This window comes from Lutispora sp. QWL-02, from assembly GCF_058315355.1.
This window is the reverse complement of record NZ_CM177762.1, coordinates 3,317,943-3,339,987: the sequence shown is the minus strand read 5'-3', so window position 1 is coordinate 3,339,987 and position 22,045 is coordinate 3,317,943. Positions and strand designations below refer to the sequence as shown.

Here is a 22,045-nt window from a genome sequence, read left to right as displayed (position 1 = left end):
TTCCTATAATCCACTATATACATAAAAAATTAGATGGAGGTATGAAAATGAGAAAGGGATTAAAAAGGATAAGTATTTTACTTGTATTCCTCATGGTTCTTTCAATGATGTTGCCAATGAGCGCTGTTTTGGCGGAAGATAATGATGCTAAAACAATTACTATATTGGGAACGAGCGATCTGCATGGAAGAATCTATCCGTGGGAATATGCAGCCGGAAAAGAAGATTTAAAATCAGGCTTTGCCAAGATTTATACTTTAGTAAAGCAGGAAAAGGCTGCAAATCCGAATACTCTTTTAGTTGACTGCGGCGATACTGTTCAAGGCAACTTGGCTGATCTATTCAACAGTCAACCTGTACATCCTATGGTCGAAGCATTAAATTACATGGGTTATGATGCTTGGACTATCGGCAATCATGAATTCAACTTCAATCTAGACTTCTTAAATAGAAACACTGAAGCCTTCAAAGGAAGCGTGCTGGTTGCCAATATCTATAAGGAAGACGGTACTCGTGTTTTTGAACCATATAAAATATTTGAAAAAGACGGTGTGAGGATTGCTGTTGTAGGTATGACCGCACCTCATGTTCCTACCTGGGAGTCCGCTAATCCGGATCGCTTTAAGGGCATGACCTTTACTGATCCGGTGGAAGAAGCTCAGAAGGTAATAAAAGAACTGGAAGGTAAATATGATGTTTTGATTGGAACCTTCCATTTAGGATCCACCCCTGAAAAAGGAACTACCGATGGCGCATTGCCGGTTGCAGAGGCAGTACCGGAGTTCGACGCAATATTCTGCGGACATGCCCATGCTAAATTTGATAATATTGAATCAAAATCCGGAGTAAAGCTGATAGAACCGGGAAGCAATGGTGCAGCTTTGGCTAAAGTTGATGTAAATGTGGCCAAAGAAGATGGCAAGTGGATTGTAAAAGAAGTCACGACAAAGAATATAGATGTGACTGCAGATGTGGAAGCAGATAAAGGTATGCTGGAGAACTTTGCTTATGTAGATGAGAAATCTAAAAAAGAAGCAGCAAAAGAGGTTGGCAAAGTTACAGCCGATTTTGTAAAGGGCGTAGATTATTTTACCGGCGCCGACAAAATTACAACGGCTCCGAGAGCGCAGCTTGAAGATAATGCCATCACAGATTTGATAAATGAAGTTCAAATGTATTATGCGAAGGCCGACATTTCTGCAGCGGCGCTGTTTGATATGGATGCAAATGTCAAAGCCGGTCCTTTTAGACTGCAGGATGCAGCCAAGATATATAAGTATGACAACAATACCTTAGTGGGATTAAATATTACCGGCAAGAACTTAAAAGAATACATGGAATGGTCGGCAGGTTATTATAATCAGTACAAGGACGGAGATCTGACAATAAGCTTCAATCCTGACGTAAGAGCTTATAACTATGATATGTTCTCAGGAGTCAATTATGATATCGACATATCAAAGCCTGTAGGCAGCCGTATAGTCAACCTTACATATAAAGGCCAGCCTATAAAGGATGAGAGCATATATAAATTAGCTTTGAATGACTATCGTTTCGGAACATTGAAGAGCCTTAAACTGGCGACAGATGCTGATAAATACTATCCTACAAAGGATCAAGAAGGAAATCAGGAATCCATGAGAGCCCTTGTTTTGAAGTATGTACAAGAGGTTAAGAAGGGCACTGTTACTCCTGCTGTAGATAATAATTGGAAGATAATAGGCACCAAATTTGATACGGAAAAGTACAAAGAGTACTATGACCAAATAAAATCCGGTAAAATCAAGATACCCGTATCCTTTGACGGAAGAACCCTTAATGTGAAGTCCGTCAATATTGATGATCTGGCAAAGCTGGGCAAGGTCCCAAATACTAAGGTCATTTCACTATTGTCTGTAAATGATTTCCACGGCAATATCGTTGAAAGCGGAAAGAATCCCGGAGCAGCAAGATTGGCAGGGTATTTTAAAGCGCAGAAAGCAGCCAATCCCGAGGGAACAATAATTCTAAGCGCCGGGGATATGTACCAGGGTACAGCAGATTCCAATCTCATGTACGGAGTACCGGTTCAGGCTATCATGAACTATATAGGCTTTGATGCAATGGCCATGGGGAATCATGAGTTTGATTGGGGTATGGGAGCAATAAACAAGTGGAAATCATTGACTAAATTCCCGTTCCTTGCAGCAAATATAATTGACAAGAAAACAGGCGAGGTCGCTGATTTTGTAGAGCCATACACAATAGTAGAGAGAAACGGTATAAAAGTAGGCATAATAGGAATAGCAACCCCTGAAACAATGACAAAGACAAAGGCTGAAATGGTAGAGCCCTATATATTCAAAAATCCCGCTGAAACAGTCAGCGCCTTGGTGCCAAAAGTCAAAGAAGCCGGCGCAGATATCATTGTGGTGCTCAGCCATCTGGGTGCAATGCAGGATAGCAAGACAAAGGAAATCACCGGTGAAGCGGCTGATTTTGCAAAAGCAGTCAATGGAGTGGATGCCATAATAACGGGTCACTCTCACCAGACAATCCAAGGCAGGATTAACGGTATACCTGTAGTGCAGGCATATTATAATGGCAGATCCGTTGCCCATATCGATCTATATCTGGATGCTGAGAAGAAGGTTACAAGGAGCGAATTCTTCGTCGATGCCAATGTAATCAAAGCTCCAGAGGATGAACAAATGAAAGGTTATCTAAGATTCATCGGAAATGAGCTGTCGCCGATCAAGAATGTACTGCTGGGTAAAGCATCTTCTGCTTTGAATCATGATACTGCCGTAACTCAGGTATCTCCTGTAGGAAATTTTGTGGCGGATGTAATGAGAAAGGCTGCCAAGGCTGACATAGCGATTCAAAATGGCGGCGGGCTGAGAAGAGATATCCCTGAAGGAGATATTACCATGGGCCTTATGTACGAGCTCCTGCCCTTCGATAATACATTGTTTACCTTTGATTTGACAGGGAAGCAGGTTAAAGAAGCTATAGAGCATGGTATAATATTAAACAATGAAAAGACATTCAGATCAGGCCAATTCTCCGGGCTAAAGGTTAAATATGACTCGACCAAAGCAAGGGGAGAGAGAATAGTTGAAATTACATTGCTGGATGGGAGCCCGCTCGCAGACGACAAGGTTTATAAGGTTGTAACCAATGACTTCCAGGCAACCGGCGGAGATGAATACGTAATGTTTAAAGAAGGCAAGAATACTTTTGACACAAACATTCCGATAAGAGATGTTGTCGTAGATGAGATAAAGAAATTGAAGGTCATCAATCCTGTGGAAGATGACAGGTTAATAGATGTAGCAGGGAAAACCAGCATGGTCATACCTTTTGACTTTGATTTGGCAGCATAAGATAATAATAGGATTACAAGTAAGAAAGGTGCATAAGCGCCTTTCTTTTTTTCTCTTGTAGAAAGCCTGGCGATTTTGTATTATATATATAGACTTACAAGGGAGATGTTATGCTTGTCGATAAATATAGTGCTTGTAGAGCCTGAAATACCTCAGAACACCGGTAATATTGCAAGAACCTGTGCAGCAACAGGCTGTAAGCTTCACTTAGTAAAGCCTTTGGGCTTTTCTGTGGAAGATAAGTATTTAAAACGAGCCGGATTAGACTATTGGAGTTTGGTTGAGATTAAATATCATGATAATTTAGATGCTTTTTTCGATATGTATAGAGAAGGAAAGTTCTTCCTTTCCACCACTAAAGCTAAAAACAAATATACTGATTTAAAATATGAAAAGGATTGCTTTATATTGTTTGGCAAAGAAACCGCAGGATTGCCCAAGGATTTGCTTTTAAAAAATCCGGATGAATGCATAAGGGTTCCTATGATCGATGAAGCAAGATCCTTAAACCTTTCGAATTCTGTTGCTATAGTAGTTTATGAGGCACTAAGGCAAATCGGATTTCCCAATATGATATAACATAGAGTGTAGGGGGAGTTATTAATGGCTGTTGTTATTTTAACAGATACTATGTGCGATGTACCTAAGAAATTTGCAGATGAATATAATATCAGAGTATTGCCATTGACAGTAAATTTTGGGGAAGAATCCTTCAGGGATGGTATAGATATTACAGCAGATGAATTCTTTAAGAGACTGGAATCTTCTGAGGAACTGCCTAAAACATCCCAGATAAACCCTCCGCAATTTGAAGCTGTATTTAAGGAGGAATTGGGAAAGAGCAATGCTGTTGTCGCGATTCTGGGTTCTTCCGAATTGAGCGGCACGTATAACTCCGCGGTTATTGCCAGAAATAATTTGGAAAGCCATAATATATTTGTCATAGATTCAAGAGCGGTGACCTTGGGGGCAGGATTGCTGGTTATTAAGGCGGCGCGCTTGGCACGTGAGGGCAAATCTGCAGAGGATATAGTTGATAATATTGAAAAAGCCAAAGATAGGATGAAACAATTTTTTATTATAGGAAGCTTGAAGTATCTGTACAAAGGAGGGCGCATATCTCTTTCTGCTTCGGTGCTTGGTTCGATTTTGAACATTAAGCCTATAATAACTATGGTGGATGGAAAACTGGAGATGATTGAAAAAACCAGAGGAATAAAGAAGGCCATTTCCATAATGATGGATAATATAAAATCTAACGGTTGGACATTAGACGGTAAGGTGATAGGCATAAACCATACCTTATGTCCTGAACAAGCTGATTATATTGAAGAAATAATAAATATGTCCTTTAAGCCCAAAGAGATAATAAGAGGAGAGGTGGGATCGGTGGTAGGAACTCATGCCGGCCCCGGTTGTGTGGCGCTACATTTTGAATTATAGAGGAGAGGTGGAGTATGAGCAAGATTAAAATAATTACCGACAGTACATCAGATTTGCCAAGAGGTATAGCAGAAAAATATGATATTGAGGTTTTGCCTCTCACCATATTTTTCGATAAAGATGAATATAGAGATTGGGTAGATATAGCTCCAAACGCTTTTTTCGAGAGGATGAGAAATTCAGAAAAATTGCCAACAACATCACAGGTGAACCCAAACAGCTTTAAAGAAAAATATGAATTGTTTTTGAAGGACTATGACCATATAATATCCATACATCTGTCTTCAGATGCCAGCGGTACTTATAATTCTGCAGCAATTGCCAGGGAAATGGTCGGCGAAGATAAGGTAACTGTTATAGATACAAGAAACTATACCTATGGCTTCGGCCAAATGGTGATAGAAGCCGCAGAGATGGCGGGGGAGAGAAGGACAAAAGAGGAAATAGTTGATAGAATAAACTATCTGATAGATAATGTGAAAACTTTATTTGTGGTTGATACCCTTGAGTATTTAAAAAAAGGCGGAAGACTCTCTGCTACTAAGGCAACCATAGGGACCTTGTTAAACCTGAAGCCCATATTGACTGTTGACGACGGAAAAATAGTGGCGATTGACAAGGCCAGAGGGATGAAGAAAGCGCTGAAACGGATTGTGGAAATAATGCAGGAGCAAGGTGCCAACTTAAAAGATCAGAAGGTCAAGCTCGGTCATGCAGATAATCTGGAGCATTTAAGAGACTTTGAAGCTGCCATCGAGGAAACCTGCGGCAAATTTGAGATGGAAGAATTTGAAATAGGCTGTGTCATAGGCGTATATTGCGGTCCGGGAACCGTGGTTATCCACTATATTTAAAAATTTTTTTAAAAACAAACAAATAAAGCTTGAATAGATTAGACAAATTGTATATAGTATAAGTATAGGAAATATCTATAAAAAAAATATACGATTTTTGGTATAATTTAATATGGTATGGATGAAGATTCGCGGGAGATGCCTATTAAAATAGGAGCCGAAGGAGTAAGTACGGAAAAGCCCGTTAATGAAACTCTCAGGCAAAAGGACCGCAATCGGACATAACTCTGGAAAGCATTATGCACCGAAGGAGCAATTCTATTTCATAGAAGAATCTCTCAGGTTAATGACAGAGATAGAGGCAACTGCTTCTATCTCTTTTTGTTAGCATGAGAACATCAGTTGCGATTCATAAATGCATCTTTGATAAACTACCCGCTAACGAAAAAAGAATAGAAGATAATATGCAGCTAAAAATATTGATTGAGAGGTGATAAGCCTGACACGGAATATCTATATTTTAACTAATAATGTCTTGATTTGTGATAAATTTAACGACACATTGAAGGTTTCTTACGTTGACGGCAGCTATATCGATGTTTTGTATCAGGTAAGAGACAGAATACACACAGGCAGTGTCCTGATCTCACATCCCCTTATGGGAAGCGTTAAACCAAATGAGACACCATATAGAAGCATAATATTGGAAGATAAAAAAGGAGCTTTGGATTTTCAATCGCTTTCAATCATTGAATCCAGCATAGAAAGCTGTAAAAAACTGCTTAATGACAGACCTACACCGGACTGGAGCAATAAAGTCCTTGAAGATTTTAGGTTTTTGGATATGAAGCTTTTAGAAAGCGCATTATCAAGCCTGGGTATAAACTACTAAAACCAGATGAATAGATATAACAAACTAATCCAATGATATACATATGAAAGTGATGAAAGGGGTAGAATAATGGATAAAATTTACGATGTTGCCATAATAGGGGGAGGACCTGGAGGACTTGCTGCAGGATTATATGCTTCCAGAGGCAGAATGAGTGCTGTAATAATTGAAAAAGGCAAATGGGGAGGACAGGCTGCAACAACCGAAGAACTGGAAAACTATCCCGGTTCTATTGAGCATCCTACAGGGCCCAGCCTTACAGCAAGGATGAAGAGTCAGGCAGAAGCCTTTGGAACTGAATTTATAAAGGATGAAGTGGTAGGGTTTGATTTAAGCGATAAAGTCAAAGTCCTAAAGCTGAAAGAAGGAGAAATTAAAGCGAAATCGATAATCATAGCAAGCGGAGCTCAGCATGTCAATTTAGGAGCACCGGGAGAAGACGATTTCAGAGGTAAAGGCGTATCCTACTGCGCAACCTGTGATGCTGATTTCTTCGCAGAATTGGAAGTAGTAGTTGTAGGCGGAGGAGACGCAGCGGTTGAAGAAGCTTTGTATCTTACCAAATTTGCTGATAAGGTCTCAATAGTTCATAGAAGAAACGAATTCAGAGCAGCAAAATCTATCGTAGAAAAAGCATTGGATAATGAAAAAATACAAATAATATGGGATAGTGTTGTTGAAGAAATATACGGTGATGGAATAGTGGAAGGCGTTAAGCTGAAAAATGTAAAAACCGGCGAGATAACAGACTACAGAACCGATGGAGTATTCGTATTCGTAGGCACAAAGCCTGTATCCGAATTTGCAAAGGGCATAGTGGATATGGATGAAAAGGGTTATATAATTGCAGATGCGGAGATGAAGACTTCAGCAGAAGGTATATTTGCAGCAGGCGATGTCAGGGTTACACCATTAAGGCAGGTTATAACTGCAGCAGCGGATGGAGCTGTGGCAGCTATAAGTGCTGAAAAATATATAGAAAGAACCTTTAATAAATAATTAGAGGAGACTGGAGCCGCTAAAAGACAAGAAAATCTCACGAAATCTGAAATAAAAAATTCAGTGACTTTCAGTGGCTTATAAAATGCTTAAAAGGAGGTGAAACAATGTTAGAGCTGAACAAAGAAAATTTTGACCAAGAGGTATTACAGGCAGCAGGACCGGTAATAGTAGATTTCTGGGGTACAAAATGCGAACCCTGCAAGGCTTTGATGCCCGACGTAGAAAGATTGGCAGAGCAATACAAGGATAAAATGAAGTTCTGCAAGCTTAATACTACTGAAAACAGAAGATTGGCTATAAGCCAAAAGGTTATGGGCTTACCTACTTTCATAGTTTATAAAAACGGCGAGAAGGTAAAGGAAATCAGCGGTGCAGATAATTGCACACCTGATACCATAGAAAACCTGATAAAAGAGAACATATAACGTTTCCATGGGGGACTCTCAGTCCCCCTCCAAATAAAAGGGAGGTGAATCTCATGCGTCTAGAGTTAGGCAATATATTCATAAAGGATTTACAGTTTGGCGAAGCTACAAAAGTTGAAAATGGCGTATTGTATGTAAACAAGAAGGAGCTTTTGGAGGCAGTCAGCGGCGACAATAGGTTGGTCAGCATAGAGGTAGATATTGCAAAACCCGGTGAAGAGACCCGAATAATGCCGGTAAAGGACGTCATTGAACCAAGAGTAAAAGTTGAAGGGCCTGGCGGAATATTCCCAGGATTTATCAACAAGGTTGATGTAGTAGGATCAGGCAAGACTCATGTATTAAAAGGTGCTGCAGTTGTCACTGCAGGTAAGATTGTGGGATTCCAGGAAGGTATAATCGATATGACTGGGCCCGGTGCAGATTACACTCCGTTTTCTAAGACCAATAATTTAGTATTGGTTTGCACACCTATTGATCATTTACCTCAGCATGAGCATGAGCAAGCAGTCAGGATGGTAGGCTTGAAAGCTGCGGCTTATATAGGAGAAGCAGGAAGAAATGTAAAGCCTGATGAAGTTAAGACTTATGAAACTTTACCGCTATTGGAAGGCATTAAGAAATATCCTGATCTTCCAAGGGTAGCATATGTCTACATGCTTCAAACCCAGGGACTTCTTCATGACACTTATGTATACGGTGTGGATGCAAAGAGAATAGTTCCTACACTCATATATCCAACAGAGGTTATGGATGGAGCAATACTAAGCGGAAACTGTGTTTCTGCATGCGACAAGAACCCAACATATAATCATCTGAACAATCCAATAATTGAAGATCTATATGAAAGACACGGCAAGGATTATAACTTTGTTGGCGTCATCATAACAAATGAAAACGTTACATTGGCTGATAAGGAAAGATCTTCAAATTGGTCCGCTAAATTGGCAGAATATCTCGGACTTGATGCAGTCATAGTATCTGAGGAAGGCTTTGGAAACCCCGATACCGACCTTATGATGAATTGCAAGAAGATCTCGGCAAAAGGAATTAAAACCGTCCTTGTTACTGACGAATATGCAGGAAGAGACGGAGCATCCCAATCTCTGGCAGATGCTGACAAATCAGCTGATGCAGTTGTAACAGCAGGAAACGCCAACGAAGTGATCGAACTTCCGGCAATGAAGAAGGTAATAGGGGATTTGAAACCTGCCGACATAATAGCAGGAGGCTTTGCAGGCAGCTTGAGACCTGACGGAAGCATAGTTGCTGAGCTTCAGGTAATAACCGGAGCAACCAGCGAAATAGGCTTCAATAAGCTATCAGCAACACAATATTAGAACTCAGATAATACAAAATAGAAAATCAATATAGAAAGGATGAATCGCATGTTACAGGACAAGAAGGTAATCATCATAGGCGATAGAGACGGCATTCCTGCTCCTGCTATAGAAGAGTGCGTTAAGACAGCAGGCGCTGAGGTAGTGTTTGCATCAACCGAATGCTTTGTCTGAACGGCCGCAGGAGCGATGGATCTGGAAAATCAAAAGAGGGTATTAGAACTTTCCGAGAAATACGGGAAGGAAAATGTTGTAGTAGTATTAGGCGCATCCGAAGCTGAAACAGCAGGATTAGCAGCTGAAACAGTTACAGCAGGAGACCCTACTTATGCAGGTCCTTTAGCAGGAGTCTCGTTGGGACTCGCAGTTTATCATATATTTGAACTTAAAGAAGAAGTTGACGCCGGTGTGTTCGATGAGCAGTGCGGCATGATGGAAATGGTTCTTGATGTTGATGCCATTGGTGCCGAAGTCAAATCCATCAGGGATCAGTATTCTCAATTTAAATAATATTCCTCATGTTCGAAAGAACAAATAAAAGAGAGGAGGGAAGTTACTAATATGATTAAAGTAGTTCATTATATAAATCAGTTCTACGGTGGCATTGGCGGCGAAGAAAAAGCCGATGTGAAGCCGGAAGTAAGAGAAGGTGTGGTAGGACCAGGTATGGCTCTCAAGGCTGCCTTGGGAAGCGATGCTCAAATAGTAGCTACAGTCATTTGTGGTGACTCATATTTTAACGAAAACCTGGAAGAGGCTACAGCCGAAATCCTTCAGATGGTTAAGACCTATGAACCGGATTTATTCATAGCCGGACCTGCCTTCAATGCAGGCAGATATGGAGTTGCGTGCGGTTCCATATGCAAGGCTGTTAAGGAGAGCTTAAATATCCCTGTTGTATCAGGCATGTATCCGGAGAACCCCGGAGTAGATATGTTCAAAAAAGACTTCCATATAGTTGAGACTGCCAATGCTGCTACAGGCATGAGACAGGCGATTCCAGCCGTTGCGAAGCTTGGATTGAAGCTGGCAAAGGGTGAGACATTGGGAGCACCGACAGAAGAGGGCTATATCCCAAGAGGAGTTCGCAAGAACATATTCAAAGATGAAAGAGGCTCCAAGAGAGCTGTTAATATGCTTGTTGCCAAATTAAAGGGCGAGGCTTTTTCTACAGAGTATGCAATGCCTGATTTTGATAGGGTAGCACCAAATCAGCCGGTATTGGATATGAAAAATGCAAGGATCGCTTTGGTTACCTCCGGCGGTATAGTTCCTAAGGGAAATCCGGACAGGATAGAAGCTTCTTCGGCTTCCAAGTATGGCAAGTATGATATAGAAGGCGTTATGGATCTTACAGAAGAAACATACGAAACAGCTCACGGCGGATATGACCCTGTATATGCAAACCAAGATGCAGACAGAGTTCTTCCTGTCGATGTGTTAAGAGACCTTGAAAAAGAAGGAGTAATAGGCAAACTTCATAGATATTTCTATACTACGGTAGGGAATGGAACCTCCGTTGCTAATGCTAAGAAATTTGCTTCTACCTTTGCTCAAGAATTGGTGAAAGACGGAGTTCAGGCAGTTATACTTACTTCTACCTGAGGCACCTGCACTCGTTGCGGCGCAACGATGGTAAAAGAAATTGAAAGAGCAGGGATACCCGTGGTTCACATCTGCACGGTTGTTCCGATTTCATTGACAGTTGGAGCAAACAGGATAGTTCCGGCCATAGCAATTCCGCATCCGCTCGGAAATCCTGCTCTCAGCAAAGCTGATGAGAAAGCCATAAGAAGAGAAATCGTTCTTAAGGCGTTAAAAGCACTGGAAACAGAAGTTCACGGTCAGACAGTATTTGATAAATAATTTAAAGGGTGGTGTGATACCACCCTTTTTTAAGAAATATATTCGGAGGTGTAATTAAATGACAACGCCTGTAGTAAAAGGGGCAGCATATGTGCTAGTTCATACGCCTGACATGGTTATGCACTATGGAACTACTTGTTCTTCCGAGCATGATGCCAACCCGAATTCTGAATTTTTAAAGAAAGTTCCAAGTCACCTGAGAAGCTATGAGGAAGCGGTTAAATATGCTCCAAACCAAGCTTATATAGGAAATATTTTACCTGATGACTTGAATAATATTCCCAGACCCTGGTATAAAAACCTTGTGGAAGATGGAAAAGAAGAAGGCAAAATGGGTGAAATGGTTCCCCAAGACGAATTGTATATAGTGATGAAACTATGCGACGCTTTTGATCTGATCATGCTTGAAAAAGAATTTTCCGATTCTGCAAAAGCAAAGCTTTCTAAAAAGCCTTATTTCACAGAAGCTGAAATCGCAAAGATCAAAGAAGGCTTTGATGCCGCAGACATAGAGAAGAAGCTTTCAGAAGGTGCAGAGCCCCTTCATTTCAACGGCAAGGTCGTAGGCTGTGTTAAAGCCGCCCATGCTACAGATAAGAACCTTACTGCACATATCATGGCTGAAAACATAGTGGTTAAGGCCTCAGCAGTTATAGCTTTAAAAAATCTCGTTTATAGAAATAATATCCCTGCAGACTCCATTGAATATGTTATCGAATGCTCCGAAGAAGCATGCGGCGATATGAATCAGAGAGGCGGAGGAAACTTTGCGAAGGCTATAGCTGAGGTTGCCGGATTGGTATCAGCTACAGGCTCGGATACAAGAGGCTTCTGTGCAGCACCCACCCATTCATTGATAAATGCTGCTGCATTGGTAAAGTCCGGAGTATATAAGAGTGTGGCAATCGTTGCCGGAGGAGCTACTGCAAAGCTTGGTATGAATGGAAGAGACCATGTAAACAAAGATTTGCCAATACTGGAAGATTGCCTTGGAACCTTTGCCATATTGGTTACTGAGGATGATGGTGTAAGCCCTGTTCTAAGAACTGATATTGTAGGAAGACATACTGTAGGTACAGGATCATCACCTCAGGCAGTTATGGAATCCCTTATCACCAAGCCGCTGGATAAAAACGGACTCAAGATAACCGACATCAACAAATATTCTGTAGAAATGCAGACTCCTGAAATCACTGAGCCTGCCGGCGCCGGAGACGTACCATTGGCGAACTACAAGATGATCGCTGCTTTGGGAGCAAAGCGCGGCGACATAGACAGAGCTTATATGCCTACCTTTATAAAAGAACATGGAATGCCGGGCTTTGCACCGACACAAGGTCATATACCCTCGGGAGTTCCTTTTGTGGGTGCCGGAAGGAAGATGATCATGGAAGGCAAAATAGACAGGGCTATGATAGTTGGAAAGGGAAGCCTTTTCCTAGGAAGAATGACCAACTTGTTTGACGGCGTATCTATAGTTATGGAAAAGAACCCTGGAAAAGTTGAAGAAATAGGAGCAGTGTCTAAAGAAGAGATCAAGGGAATGGTAGCAGAAACAATGAAAGAATTTGCAGCATTCTTACTTAACGGAAAGTAGGGGTGAATGATATGGATAATATAAAAACCATGATAGGGGAGGTATTTAACGAGGTTGCCGATGCTATAATGACTGGAAATTTCGGCAGCAAGGTTAAAGTCGGACTCACTACCATGGGCAGCGAGCACGGCACCGAGGAGTTGGTAAGGGGTGCGGAGCTGGCAGCCAAAAAGTATAATGATTTCGAAATTGTACTCATTGGGCCCAAGGTTGATACTTCCCTTAGAGTAGTTGAAGTCGCATCAGAAGATGAGATGCATAAGAAAATGGATGAGATGCTGGATAAGGGCGAACTGGACTCTGCTGTCACGATGCACTACAGCTTCCCTATAGGAGTTTCTACCGTTGGGAGAGTCATAACTCCCGGCTTCGGCAAGGAGCTGATCCTGGCAACCACTACAGGCACCTCATCCACTCATAGAGTTGAAGGCATGGTGAAAAATGCTCTCTACGGAATAATAACGGCAAAGGCTCTGGGCATTGCAAATCCTACTGTCGGTATACTCAATGTTGACGGAGCAAGACAGGTAGAAAGAGCACTAAAGGAGCTTAAAGAAAAAGGCTATGACATCAACTTTTCTGAATCCGTAAGATCCGACGGCGGCTGCATCATGAGAGGAAACGATCTTTTGGCGGCAGCATCTGATGTAATGGTACTGGATACATTGACAGGGAATATAATGATGAAAATATTTTCAGCCTTCACCACGGGAGGCAGCTATGAATCCTTAGGCTACGGATATGGTCCTGGCGTAGGTGATGGCTACGATAAAATAATCTGCATACTATCCAGGGCTTCAGGTGCTCCTGTAGTAAGTGAAGCACTCAGATACGCAGCTTCATGCGCCCAAGGCAAGCTGACTGAGGTGGCAAAGAAAGAGTTCGATAAAGCCAGGAAGGCAGGCCTTGATGAAATACTCAAAGGAATAACGGCAGAAGCTAAAAAGGCTGCACCTGCAGAAATTAAGATGCCTGATAAAAAGGTGGTTACAAAATCCATTGCAGGAGTAGATATACTTGAACTGGAAAACGCTGTAGCCGAATTGGCGAAAGAAGGCATTTACTCAGAGAGCGGTATGGGATGCACAGGTCCTATAATACTCACTGCCGATGAAGATTATGAAAAGGCAGTAGAGGTTTTGTTTGCAAACAAATTGATCACTCAAAAACCGCTGGACTGCAACTGTTAGACGAGATTTCGTTCAGCTTTAAAAAAGGCTGTGTCTTTAGTTCAACACTGAAGCACAGCCTTTTAGTTTTACTTTTGATAATGTTTAACTGCTATCAGATTTCCGTATTGCAGTTTTGTTTTACATGTGCTAGTATTGAAATGAAAACTTAATAATAAGCATTAGGTTCTTAATTTAGATTAATAGGGAAAACGGTGCAAAACCGTTGCAGCCCCCGCTACTGTAATCGTGTACGAAATCAACCTATACCACTGGAGCTATCTGGGAAGGTGTTGAGAGTAGAATGATGCGAAAGCCAGGAGACCTGCCTGATTCTTTAGACCGAGTGACCTTCGGAGGGAAGGGGAGAGTCCTGTCTTGTATTTGCATAGTATATTGTTAATATTTGAGTCCCCATATCCATCCGAGGATATGGGGACTTTGTCGTTCATTAGGGCGAAATAAAGGAGGAGGTAACATGGATAAGGGGCAAATCCAAATATATACAGGTAATGGTAAGGGTAAGACTACTGCCGCATTAGGATTATCCCTAAGAGCTGTGTGTGCAGGTAAAAAAGTATATTTTGGACAGTTTATTAAAGGCATGGAATATAGCGAATTAAAAGCTGCAAATTATTTGCCGAATTTTGAAATACATCAATTCGGGCGTAATTGTTTTATATTCAACGATCCTGTAAAAGAGGATATATTGGCAGCTGAGAAAGGTCTTAAAACTGTAGCTGACGTATTAAAGAACAAGAGCTATGACATAGTGGTTTTAGATGAACTGAATGTGGCAATATATTATAAGCTTTTTTCAGTAGAAGAGGTAATAAATATACTGGAAGAAAAGGCAGAGAATATTGAAGTAATTATAACCGGAAGATATGCTCCCCAAGAACTCATTGATATGGCTGATTTGGTAACTGAAATGAAGGAAATAAAGCATTACTACAGAACGGGAATACAAGCAAGGAAAGGCATTGAGTCTTGATATAATAAGAAAATTTAATATCAGTATTGCAAGTGTCCGGTATAAAAGCCGGCTTAAAAGGGAAACAGGTTAAAATCCTGTACGGTCCCGCCGCTGTGATGGAGGATATGCTGCCTTAGCTTGTAGGCCACTGGATATTTCCGGGAAGGCTGGAAGCATAAATGAATCCTGAGTCAGAAGACCTGCTTGCCATGCAATAATGCGGATCCTGCGAGGTACGGGAGAGGTCATTAGAAGTGCAGATGCTGCATTTATAAGCCTTTTTGTATCATGATAGAGCAGAAGGGCTTTTTTATTGCCTATGGGAAAAATAAAATTTCCTGTCATTCTGAAGGAGCAAAGCGACTGAAGAATCTTAAATAATAAGATACTTCAAACAAAGCCCTCAGGATGACAATGGAGCTGGACTTTCATAACAATGAAGTCCCGTTCAATAAAAGGCGGTGATAAGATGTACAAAATAACTGTTATAGCCGTATCCAATGCTGCGATTGAAGATCTGGCAAGCTTTTATGGCAGCTTCAAGAAAGAATACGGAAACATATTGGATTTGAAGGTATATTTCGCTTACCTGCCTATGAAGGACGAAAGATTGGAGCAGATGGGAAAGGATATAGAAAGCTCTGACTTTGTCATCATAGATTTGATGGGGGCAACGGCTTTAGTGATAGAAAAGACCCTTGCTTCTTTGACGCGTTGTAAAGGCTGCATCCTGCCTATAGGCAATGGGGGCAAAGAATATTTGCGGCTGGGAAGCCTGAATTGGGATGATTTTTCTAAAGGAGGCATGGGACAAAAGGAGCCCTCGAAGAAAAAAGAAGTATCTATGGAAGCGGTTCAAAAGATGATGGATGTGGCAGAGAAAGCAGGAAGAATAGTACCCATAGGTAAGCTCAGAGATATTAAAAATTTCATTCAAATAGGCAAGTACTGGAGGAATGCAGGTCTAGAAGAAGTAAAAAACATGGTGCTCCTTATACTTAGGGATTACGGAAATGTTAAGAGCCTTCCAAAACCAGATGCAGCAAGGGAATGGGAGGATTTTGGAATTTTTGATCCGGCAGGGGAAAGATACTTTGATGATTTTAAGGATTATAGAAAAAGATATTCAATTGCAGAGGGCAAACCCCTTACAGCGGTGTTGTTTTACGGCCACAATTATCCCAACAGGATCAAGGAATGCGTCGTAGATATATTGAATAAGCTGGAGGGCTTTTCCAATGTTATGCCTATAGCTTTTAATAAAACCAATATAACCGACATGAAGAGGCTGGAAGGAATACTAAAGGAAGCAGCAGGAAGAAAGCCTGATATTATAATAAACCTTATGTCCTTCAGATTGGGCGCCGGGCCTATGGGAGGGGATGCGGAAGCTGCGGTTGAGCTTTTAAGAGATATAGGTGCTCCTATATTTCATCCCTTTCTCATGACCAAGAAAAAGGAAGAGGAATGGCTCAGCTCCCCCAGTGGATTGAACCCTTCAGAATTTCTGATATCTGTCATGCTGCCGGAATTAGACGGATGTATCGAAACCTATCCGGTGGGAGCGTTGGAGAACTGCGGCCGCAGCGAGGAATTGAATCTAGAGCTTAACAGGCTGAGGATCATGGATGAAAGATTGAGCAAGCTCGCATCACGGCTTCAGAATTGGATTAAGCTTAGAAGAAAAGATAATAGGCATAAAAGGATAGCCATAATATGCTACAACTATCCACCGGGAGAAGACAATATATTTGGCGGTGCATTTTTGGATACCTTTAAGTCCGTTGATAATATTTTGAGAAATTTGAAAGAGGAAGGCTACGATATAGGAAGCAATGAATCCGGAGAGCTTATGGAGCATTTTACAGCAGGAAAGATAGTAAATAGCGGTGCTTGGGCCAATGAGGAATCAGAAAAGCATATGATAATATATCCAAATGCAGCCTACGAAAAGGATTTTGGGAAAATGGGGGAAAGGAATGAAATGATAGAGCAGTGGGGGACAGCGCCGGGAGAGATCATGACCAATAGGGAGGGCTTTATGATACCGGGCATTATAAAAGGCAATATTTTTATTGGATTACAGCCCACCAGAGGCATGCATGAAAATCCGGACAAGGCTTATCATGATAAAAAATTGCTTCCCCATCATCAATATTTAGCCTATTATAAATGGCTGCGGGAGGAATTCAAGGCTGATGCCATCATTCATGTGGGCACCCATGGCACGTTGGAATTTTTGAAGGGAAAAGAATGCGGAATGTCGGGAGAATGTTTTCCCGATAGATTGGTAGGGGATATGCCCCATATATATCTGTACTATTGCGGGAACCCTGCAGAAGCCATGATAGCCAAGCGAAGATCCCATGCCGTTTTGGTAGGATACCAGCCTCCCGTATTTGTTGAAGGAGAATTATATGGGGAATTGGCAGAAATCCAGGCGCTTACGGATGAATACAGAGAAGCTCAAAGGGCTTCTCCTGCCCGGTGCGATGCTATTTTAGCAGATATAAAAGAAAAAGCAGAGAAGAACAATATGGACGGGGATCTCGATGTTTTGGAAAAGGAGCTTTACAGGATAGGACAATCCCTAATACCAAGAGGCCTACATATTTTCGGAGAAGCTTATGATGAAGAAGAGGCAAAAGACTATGCCATGGCAGTCGCCGGGTACGACAGGGGAGAATGCAAATCCTTGAGGCGTATAATGGCGGAAGAGGAAGGCATTGACTATGATGAAGCCTTAAAAAACAACGATGCATCGGCTCTAAAAACCTTTGATGTCAAGGCAAAGAAATCCGTTGAAGAGTATTTGAGCAAGGGCCTCGAGAAAGGAGCCCGCTTTGCAGGGGACTTTAAAAGCAGCATGGAATATATTTTGTCCATGATGGAAAAAGCAAGATCAAATAATGAAATGAAAGGGCTTCTTGAAGTCCTGGACGGAAGATATCTGCAAGCAAAGCTGGCAGGAGATACCATAAGGAACCCGGAGGTTTTGCCCTCAGGATATAATCTGTTTCAGTTTGACCCCAGATTTATTCCAACGAAGACTGCCTGGAAAAGGGGATTTGAAATAGCTGAAAATACTCTGGCAAAATATAAAGAAGATCAGGGAGGGTATCCGCAAAGCACGGCAGTGATACTTTGGGGTCTTGAGACCTCAAGGACCCAGGGTGAAACTGTAGGACAGATTTTAGGATATCTGGGGGTCAGATTAAAGAAGATGAAAAACGCCTGGGAGCCTGCTTATGAGATAATTCCGCTGAAAGAATTGAATAGGCCCAGAATAGATGTGGTGATAAATATTTGCGGCTTCTTCAGGGACATGTTTCCCAATATTATTGAAGAATTGAATAAAATTTATAAAGAGATCAGCCTTCTCGATGAAGGGGAGGGGTCAAATTACTTTATTAAAAACAGCAATAGGATATATGAAGAGCTGCTGAAGAAAGGCTATGACAAGATTGAGGCCGAGGAATTGTCAAGAGCAAGGATATTCGGACCCGGCGAAGGAGAATACGGGACAGGCATAAGCAAGCTTATAGAGACTAAAAACTGGGAGAGAGAAGAACAAATAGGAGAAGCATATATTAAAAGCCTTAAGCATGTATATAGTGAAAATTTCAGGGGCAGGGAATCAGAAGAATTGTTCGGCATGAATCTTATGGCAGTGGATATAGTTTCTCAGATAAGGAGCAATCATGAGTACGAGGTTACAGATCTGGATCACTATTATGAATATTTTGGAGGGCTTTCCAAGTCTGTGGAGATGGTAAAGGGGAAAAAGGCCGCTATATATATAACCGATACCACAGGCCGGAGAATAGAGACGGATAGGGTGGAAAAGTCTGTAGAAATGGGCGTGAGGACCAGGCTATTAAATCCAAAATGGATTGACGGCATGCTGGAGCACAGGTATCACGGTGTCCAAAAAATAAGCGACAGATTTGAAAATATACTGGGCCTGGCTGCAACGACCAATAAGGTGGAAAATTGGGTGTTCAGCAAGATGCATTCCACCTATGTGTCCGATGAAGAATTACGCAATCGCATGATAGAAAATAATCCCTGGGCTTATCACAAGATATTGGAAAGCTTGATGGAATATAATCAAAGAGGCTATTGGAAGGCTACACAAGAGGAATTGTTGGAGCTAAGAGAAGAGTACCTCAAATTGGAGGGCAATATTGAAGAGAAATTATAGTTATATATAGTTTTACTGCAATCGTTATCAGTCAGCAAAACAGAGATCACAAACTTATGCAAATGAGCTGTTGCAGTGTAAATATATTTACATAAATGGAGGATGATAAAAATGAAACTGAGAAAAATTGGATTCCTGCTGTTCATACTTATACTGACAGTGAGTATGGGAGCGTGCAGCATTGAAACAGGAGTTGACACAGGTACAAAGGCTGCAGCAGGCGATGAAAACAAAAATTTGAGCATAGAAGCAATAGGAGAGGGTTATCCATTAACTATAAAGGATTTTGTCGGCTATGAAACAGTGCTGGATAAGAAGCCTGAGAGGACGGCAGTATTGTCAGGCACATCGCTTAATATATGGTATGATCTTGGCGGCAAATCTATATGCACCTCTAACATCTCAAAGAATATAAAGCTGTTAGCCGAGCACAAGGATGAAATAATCAACATTCCTTCCGTGGGAGCAACTTATTCCATAGATATGGAAAAGGTCATTGAGTATAAGCCTGATCTGGTAATTGCTCAAGAGGGCACTCAGGGAGAACAGGCAAAAAAGCTCAGAGATATGGGCTTTAAAGTGATCGTTTCCAGAATCAAGAGCTATGATGATGTGATGGCAGCCTATAGGGTCTTTGGGAAAATACTGAATTCAGAGGAAGCAGCAGAGAAACGAATAAGCGAAATCGAAAACAAGAGGCAAGAGCTGGTTTCCAAGCTGCCGCAACAGAAAACTTCGGTAATAATACTCTATTTAACCTCGAAGTCATTGGCGGTAAAGCTTGACAACAGTATAGCCGGAGATGTATCAAATATTTTAGGCCTCAAGAACATAGCTTCCGACTTGCCTCCGGATACCATAGGATCAGAGACGACTCCTCTTGATATAGAGTATATAGTTGAGAAGAATCCGGATTATATTTTGGTAACAAGCATGATATCCAGCAACGAGACTGCCAAAAAGACAATGGAGGAACAGTTTGCAGCCAGTCCTGCCTGGAAGGGAGTGAGGGCTGTATCTGAAGGGCGTGTGATTTACCTTCCCCAAGAGTACTTCTTGTTCAATTCAGGACCATACTACGGAGAAGCTATAGAATATGTGGCAAGGAGCATATATCCGGAGGTGTATGGAGAGGTCAAGGATTGGTATGAAAAATAAAGCTTCGATCAGAGAGAGTAAAAGCTTTAAGATGGCCTTTATAGCAGCACTGGCAATGCTGGCAATAATCTGTTTTGTTTCGGGAAATGCAAAGGGAACCGTTGAAGTTAGCGTGAGGCGTATATTTGAGGTCATCATGAGTGATGACGGCAGTACTGAAAGGATGGTTATCTGGAACATACGTCTGCCCAGAATGGTTTTGGCGGCTTTGGTAGGCATAAATCTGGCTTTGGCCGGAGCCATACTGCAGGGGGTTATGAGCAATCCATTGGCCGACCCAGGCATTATAGGGATCAGCAGCGGTGCCGGACTTTTCGGTATAGCTATATTGGTGATGTTTCCTCAGCATCAGCAGTTTGTCACTATAGGAGCTTTCTTCGGGGCAATGCTGGCAGCTCTTATAATATACATTCTTGCCTGGAAAGGCGGAATACAACCTATACGTATAATACTGGCAGGAGTTGCCGTATCGGCCTTGTTCGGAGCAGGGATTTCAGCCACATTGGTTTTTTACAGCGATCGGGTTCATGGAGCATTATCCTTTATGAATGGCAGCCTTTCTGCCAGAAGCTGGCCGGAGGTGCAGACTATATTGCCCTACACCATTGCAGGGCTCCTTCTTGTCATTATATTTGCCGAAAAGCTAAATATTTTGATATTGGGAGATGATGTAGCAAGAGGCCTGGGCCTGAATGTCGAGGCTACAAGACTGGGTTTTACTGCTTTAGCAGCCTTCCTGGCAGCCAGCGCGGTAAGCGTCATAGGCCTTTTAGGCTTTGTGGGGCTTATCGTACCTCACAGCATCAGGTTGATCTTGGGCAATGACTACAGATATATGTTCCCTGCTTCCGCATTATTAGGTTCAGTGCTTGTAATGCTCAGTGACACCTTTGCCAGAACGGTGCTAAGCCCTGTTGAAATTCCGGTAGGCATTGTCATGGCAGTGCTTGGAGCGCCCTTCTTTTTATATTTGCTGAGAAAGTAGGGATGAAAATGGGAAGCGACAATATATTGGAAATAAAAAATCTGAGCATAAGCTATAAGGATAATAAGATCATAGATGATATAGATCTTGATATAAAGAGGGGTAAGATATATTCGGTCATAGGGCCCAACGGCTGCGGAAAAACCACTCTTATACGCGCTATGAGCAGAAATATAAAGCCTCAAAAAGGGTACATACTTTTGTCCGGAAAAAATATTTTTAAAACGGGAACAAAAAATGTGGCCAGAAAAATGGCAGTTTTGTACCAAAGCAACAGCACTATGAGCGATGCCACAGTAAGGCAGCTTGTACAGTATGGACGATTTGCATATAAACGGTGGTGGAAGGGTTTTGAGGAAGAGGATGTTAAGATCGTGGATTGGGCTTTGGAAAAGACAGGACTTGCCGCCTTCGAGAGCAGAAAGATAAATACGCTGTCGGGAGGAGAACGTCAAAGAGCATGGATAGCCATGGCCATAGCACAAAAGCCGGAGATACTTCTATTGGACGAACCTACTACATTTTTGGATATTTGTCATCAGCTTGAAATAATGGAACTGGTGGCAAAGCTCAATAGGGAAGAAGGAATAACCATAGTCATGGTGCTCCATGACATAAATCACGCAGCAAGATACTCCGACGAGCTTATCGTGATCAAAGACCATAAGATATTTAAAAAGGGCGATCCTTGGACGATATTGAAAAGCGATGTTTTAAGGCGTGCTTTCAGGGTAGAGGCGCAAATAATCAGAGATGTGGAAACAAATAAGCCTATATTCTATGCGAAGAAAATGGTCATGCCTTGATCTGGAAGCGGCATAGAGGAGGT

The 22,045-nt window shown here is 41.8% G+C and carries 17 protein-coding genes and 4 riboswitches; all 17 genes read left to right on the top strand.

What is annotated here, in order from left to right; translation table 11 throughout:
- Positions 1-47: 47 nt before the first annotated feature.
- The 17 genes from AC4HCY_RS15715 to AC4HCY_RS15635 all read left to right on the top strand — a co-directional run bounded on the left by AC4HCY_RS15715 (position 48) and on the right by AC4HCY_RS15635 (position 22,022).
- On the top strand, positions 48-3,365 hold the full coding sequence (locus AC4HCY_RS15715; RefSeq protein ID WP_491094596.1) for a 5'-nucleotidase C-terminal domain-containing protein: 3,318 nt from the start codon (positions 48-50) through the stop codon (positions 3,363-3,365).
- 114 nt (positions 3,366-3,479) lie between these two features.
- Positions 3,480-3,944, top strand: coding sequence for a tRNA (uridine(34)/cytosine(34)/5-carboxymethylaminomethyluridine(34)-2'-O)-methyltransferase TrmL (trmL, locus tag AC4HCY_RS15710; RefSeq protein ID WP_323430354.1), 465 nt, complete (start codon positions 3,480-3,482; stop codon positions 3,942-3,944).
- Positions 3,945-3,968: 24 nt separating this feature from the next.
- Positions 3,969-4,808: a DegV family protein gene (locus AC4HCY_RS15705; protein ID WP_323430355.1), complete on the top strand. Its 840-nt coding sequence runs from the start codon at positions 3,969-3,971 to the stop codon at positions 4,806-4,808.
- Between the two features lie 14 nt (positions 4,809-4,822).
- A complete protein-coding gene (locus tag AC4HCY_RS15700) occupies positions 4,823-5,662 on the top strand; it encodes a DegV family protein (protein WP_491094595.1) in 840 nt (279 codons plus the stop codon).
- A 122-nt stretch (positions 5,663-5,784) separates the two neighbouring features.
- A riboswitch (glycine riboswitch) is annotated at positions 5,785-5,884 on the top strand.
- A riboswitch (glycine riboswitch) is annotated at positions 5,885-5,962 on the top strand.
- A 130-nt stretch (positions 5,963-6,092) separates the two neighbouring features.
- Positions 6,093-6,494, top strand: coding sequence for a GrdX family protein (locus tag AC4HCY_RS15695; RefSeq protein ID WP_323430357.1), 402 nt, complete (start codon positions 6,093-6,095; stop codon positions 6,492-6,494).
- 69 nt (positions 6,495-6,563) lie between these two features.
- On the top strand, positions 6,564-7,493 hold the full coding sequence (trxB, locus tag AC4HCY_RS15690) for a thioredoxin-disulfide reductase (RefSeq protein ID WP_323430358.1): 930 nt from the start codon (positions 6,564-6,566) through the stop codon (positions 7,491-7,493).
- A 107-nt stretch (positions 7,494-7,600) separates the two neighbouring features.
- Complete coding sequence (gene trxA / locus AC4HCY_RS15685) at positions 7,601-7,921, top strand: thioredoxin TrxA (RefSeq protein ID WP_323430359.1); 321 nt, start codon at positions 7,601-7,603, stop codon at positions 7,919-7,921.
- A gap of 53 nt (positions 7,922-7,974) precedes the next feature.
- Positions 7,975-9,261: a glycine/sarcosine/betaine reductase component B subunit gene (locus AC4HCY_RS15680; RefSeq protein WP_323430360.1), complete on the top strand. Its 1,287-nt coding sequence runs from the start codon at positions 7,975-7,977 to the stop codon at positions 9,259-9,261.
- Positions 9,262-9,309: 48 nt separating this feature from the next.
- Complete coding sequence (gene grdA, locus AC4HCY_RS15675) at positions 9,310-9,771, top strand: glycine/sarcosine/betaine reductase complex selenoprotein A (protein WP_255225853.1); 462 nt, start codon at positions 9,310-9,312, stop codon at positions 9,769-9,771.
- A gap of 51 nt (positions 9,772-9,822) precedes the next feature.
- On the top strand, positions 9,823-11,127 hold the full coding sequence (gene grdB / locus AC4HCY_RS15670; RefSeq protein ID WP_323430361.1) for a glycine reductase complex selenoprotein B: 1,305 nt from the start codon (positions 9,823-9,825) through the stop codon (positions 11,125-11,127).
- 58 nt (positions 11,128-11,185) lie between these two features.
- Positions 11,186-12,724 (top strand): glycine/sarcosine/betaine reductase complex component C subunit beta, encoded by a 1,539-nt coding sequence (grdC, locus tag AC4HCY_RS15665; RefSeq protein WP_323430362.1) that lies wholly within the window; start codon positions 11,186-11,188, stop codon positions 12,722-12,724.
- 11 nt (positions 12,725-12,735) lie between these two features.
- Positions 12,736-13,914, top strand: a complete 1,179-nt coding sequence (grdD, locus tag AC4HCY_RS15660) for a glycine/sarcosine/betaine reductase complex component C subunit alpha (protein ID WP_323430363.1) — start codon at positions 12,736-12,738, stop codon at positions 13,912-13,914.
- Positions 13,915-14,060: 146 nt separating this feature from the next.
- Positions 14,061-14,240, top strand: a riboswitch (cobalamin riboswitch).
- Between the two features lie 131 nt (positions 14,241-14,371).
- Entirely contained in the window at positions 14,372-14,887 is a 516-nt protein-coding gene (gene cobO, locus AC4HCY_RS15655) for a cob(I)yrinic acid a,c-diamide adenosyltransferase (protein ID WP_491094594.1), read from the top strand.
- A gap of 13 nt (positions 14,888-14,900) precedes the next feature.
- Positions 14,901-15,091, top strand: a riboswitch (cobalamin riboswitch).
- A 247-nt stretch (positions 15,092-15,338) separates the two neighbouring features.
- Positions 15,339-19,073, top strand: a complete 3,735-nt coding sequence (bchH, locus tag AC4HCY_RS15650) for a magnesium chelatase subunit H (RefSeq protein ID WP_491094593.1) — start codon at positions 15,339-15,341, stop codon at positions 19,071-19,073.
- 111 nt (positions 19,074-19,184) lie between these two features.
- Complete coding sequence (locus tag AC4HCY_RS15645; protein ID WP_491094592.1) at positions 19,185-20,231, top strand: ABC transporter substrate-binding protein; 1,047 nt, start codon at positions 19,185-19,187, stop codon at positions 20,229-20,231.
- Complete coding sequence (locus AC4HCY_RS15640) at positions 20,221-21,216, top strand: FecCD family ABC transporter permease (RefSeq protein WP_491094591.1); 996 nt, start codon at positions 20,221-20,223, stop codon at positions 21,214-21,216. Before AC4HCY_RS15645 ends, AC4HCY_RS15640 begins: the two co-directional genes overlap by 11 nt.
- Before the next feature lie 8 nt (positions 21,217-21,224).
- A complete protein-coding gene (locus tag AC4HCY_RS15635) occupies positions 21,225-22,022 on the top strand; it encodes an ABC transporter ATP-binding protein (RefSeq protein WP_323430368.1) in 798 nt (265 codons plus the stop codon).
- Positions 22,023-22,045 lie beyond the last annotated feature (23 nt).

Excerpts from the sequence above, each read along its gene's own strand:
- AC4HCY_RS15715 (WP_491094596.1), top strand. The coding sequence starts at position 48 with ATGAGAAAGGGATTAAAAAGGATAAGTATTTTACTTGTATTCCTCATG.
- AC4HCY_RS15705 (WP_323430355.1), top strand. The coding sequence starts at position 3,969 with ATGGCTGTTGTTATTTTAACAGATACTATGTGCGATGTACCTAAGAAA.
- AC4HCY_RS15645 (WP_491094592.1), top strand. The coding sequence starts at position 19,185 with ATGAAACTGAGAAAAATTGGATTCCTGCTGTTCATACTTATACTGACA.
- AC4HCY_RS15640 (WP_491094591.1), top strand. The coding sequence starts at position 20,221 with ATGAAAAATAAAGCTTCGATCAGAGAGAGTAAAAGCTTTAAGATGGCC.
- cobO (WP_491094594.1), top strand. The coding sequence starts at position 14,372 with ATGGATAAGGGGCAAATCCAAATATATACAGGTAATGGTAAGGGTAAG.
- AC4HCY_RS15635 (WP_323430368.1), top strand. The coding sequence starts at position 21,225 with ATGGGAAGCGACAATATATTGGAAATAAAAAATCTGAGCATAAGCTAT.
- bchH (WP_491094593.1), top strand. The coding sequence starts at position 15,339 with ATGTACAAAATAACTGTTATAGCCGTATCCAATGCTGCGATTGAAGAT.
- AC4HCY_RS15680 (WP_323430360.1), top strand. The coding sequence starts at position 7,975 with ATGCGTCTAGAGTTAGGCAATATATTCATAAAGGATTTACAGTTTGGC.
- grdC (WP_323430362.1), top strand. The coding sequence starts at position 11,186 with ATGACAACGCCTGTAGTAAAAGGGGCAGCATATGTGCTAGTTCATACG.
- trxB (WP_323430358.1), top strand. The coding sequence starts at position 6,564 with ATGGATAAAATTTACGATGTTGCCATAATAGGGGGAGGACCTGGAGGA.
- grdD (WP_323430363.1), top strand. The coding sequence starts at position 12,736 with ATGGATAATATAAAAACCATGATAGGGGAGGTATTTAACGAGGTTGCC.
- trxA (WP_323430359.1), top strand. The coding sequence starts at position 7,601 with ATGTTAGAGCTGAACAAAGAAAATTTTGACCAAGAGGTATTACAGGCA.
- AC4HCY_RS15700 (WP_491094595.1), top strand. The coding sequence starts at position 4,823 with ATGAGCAAGATTAAAATAATTACCGACAGTACATCAGATTTGCCAAGA.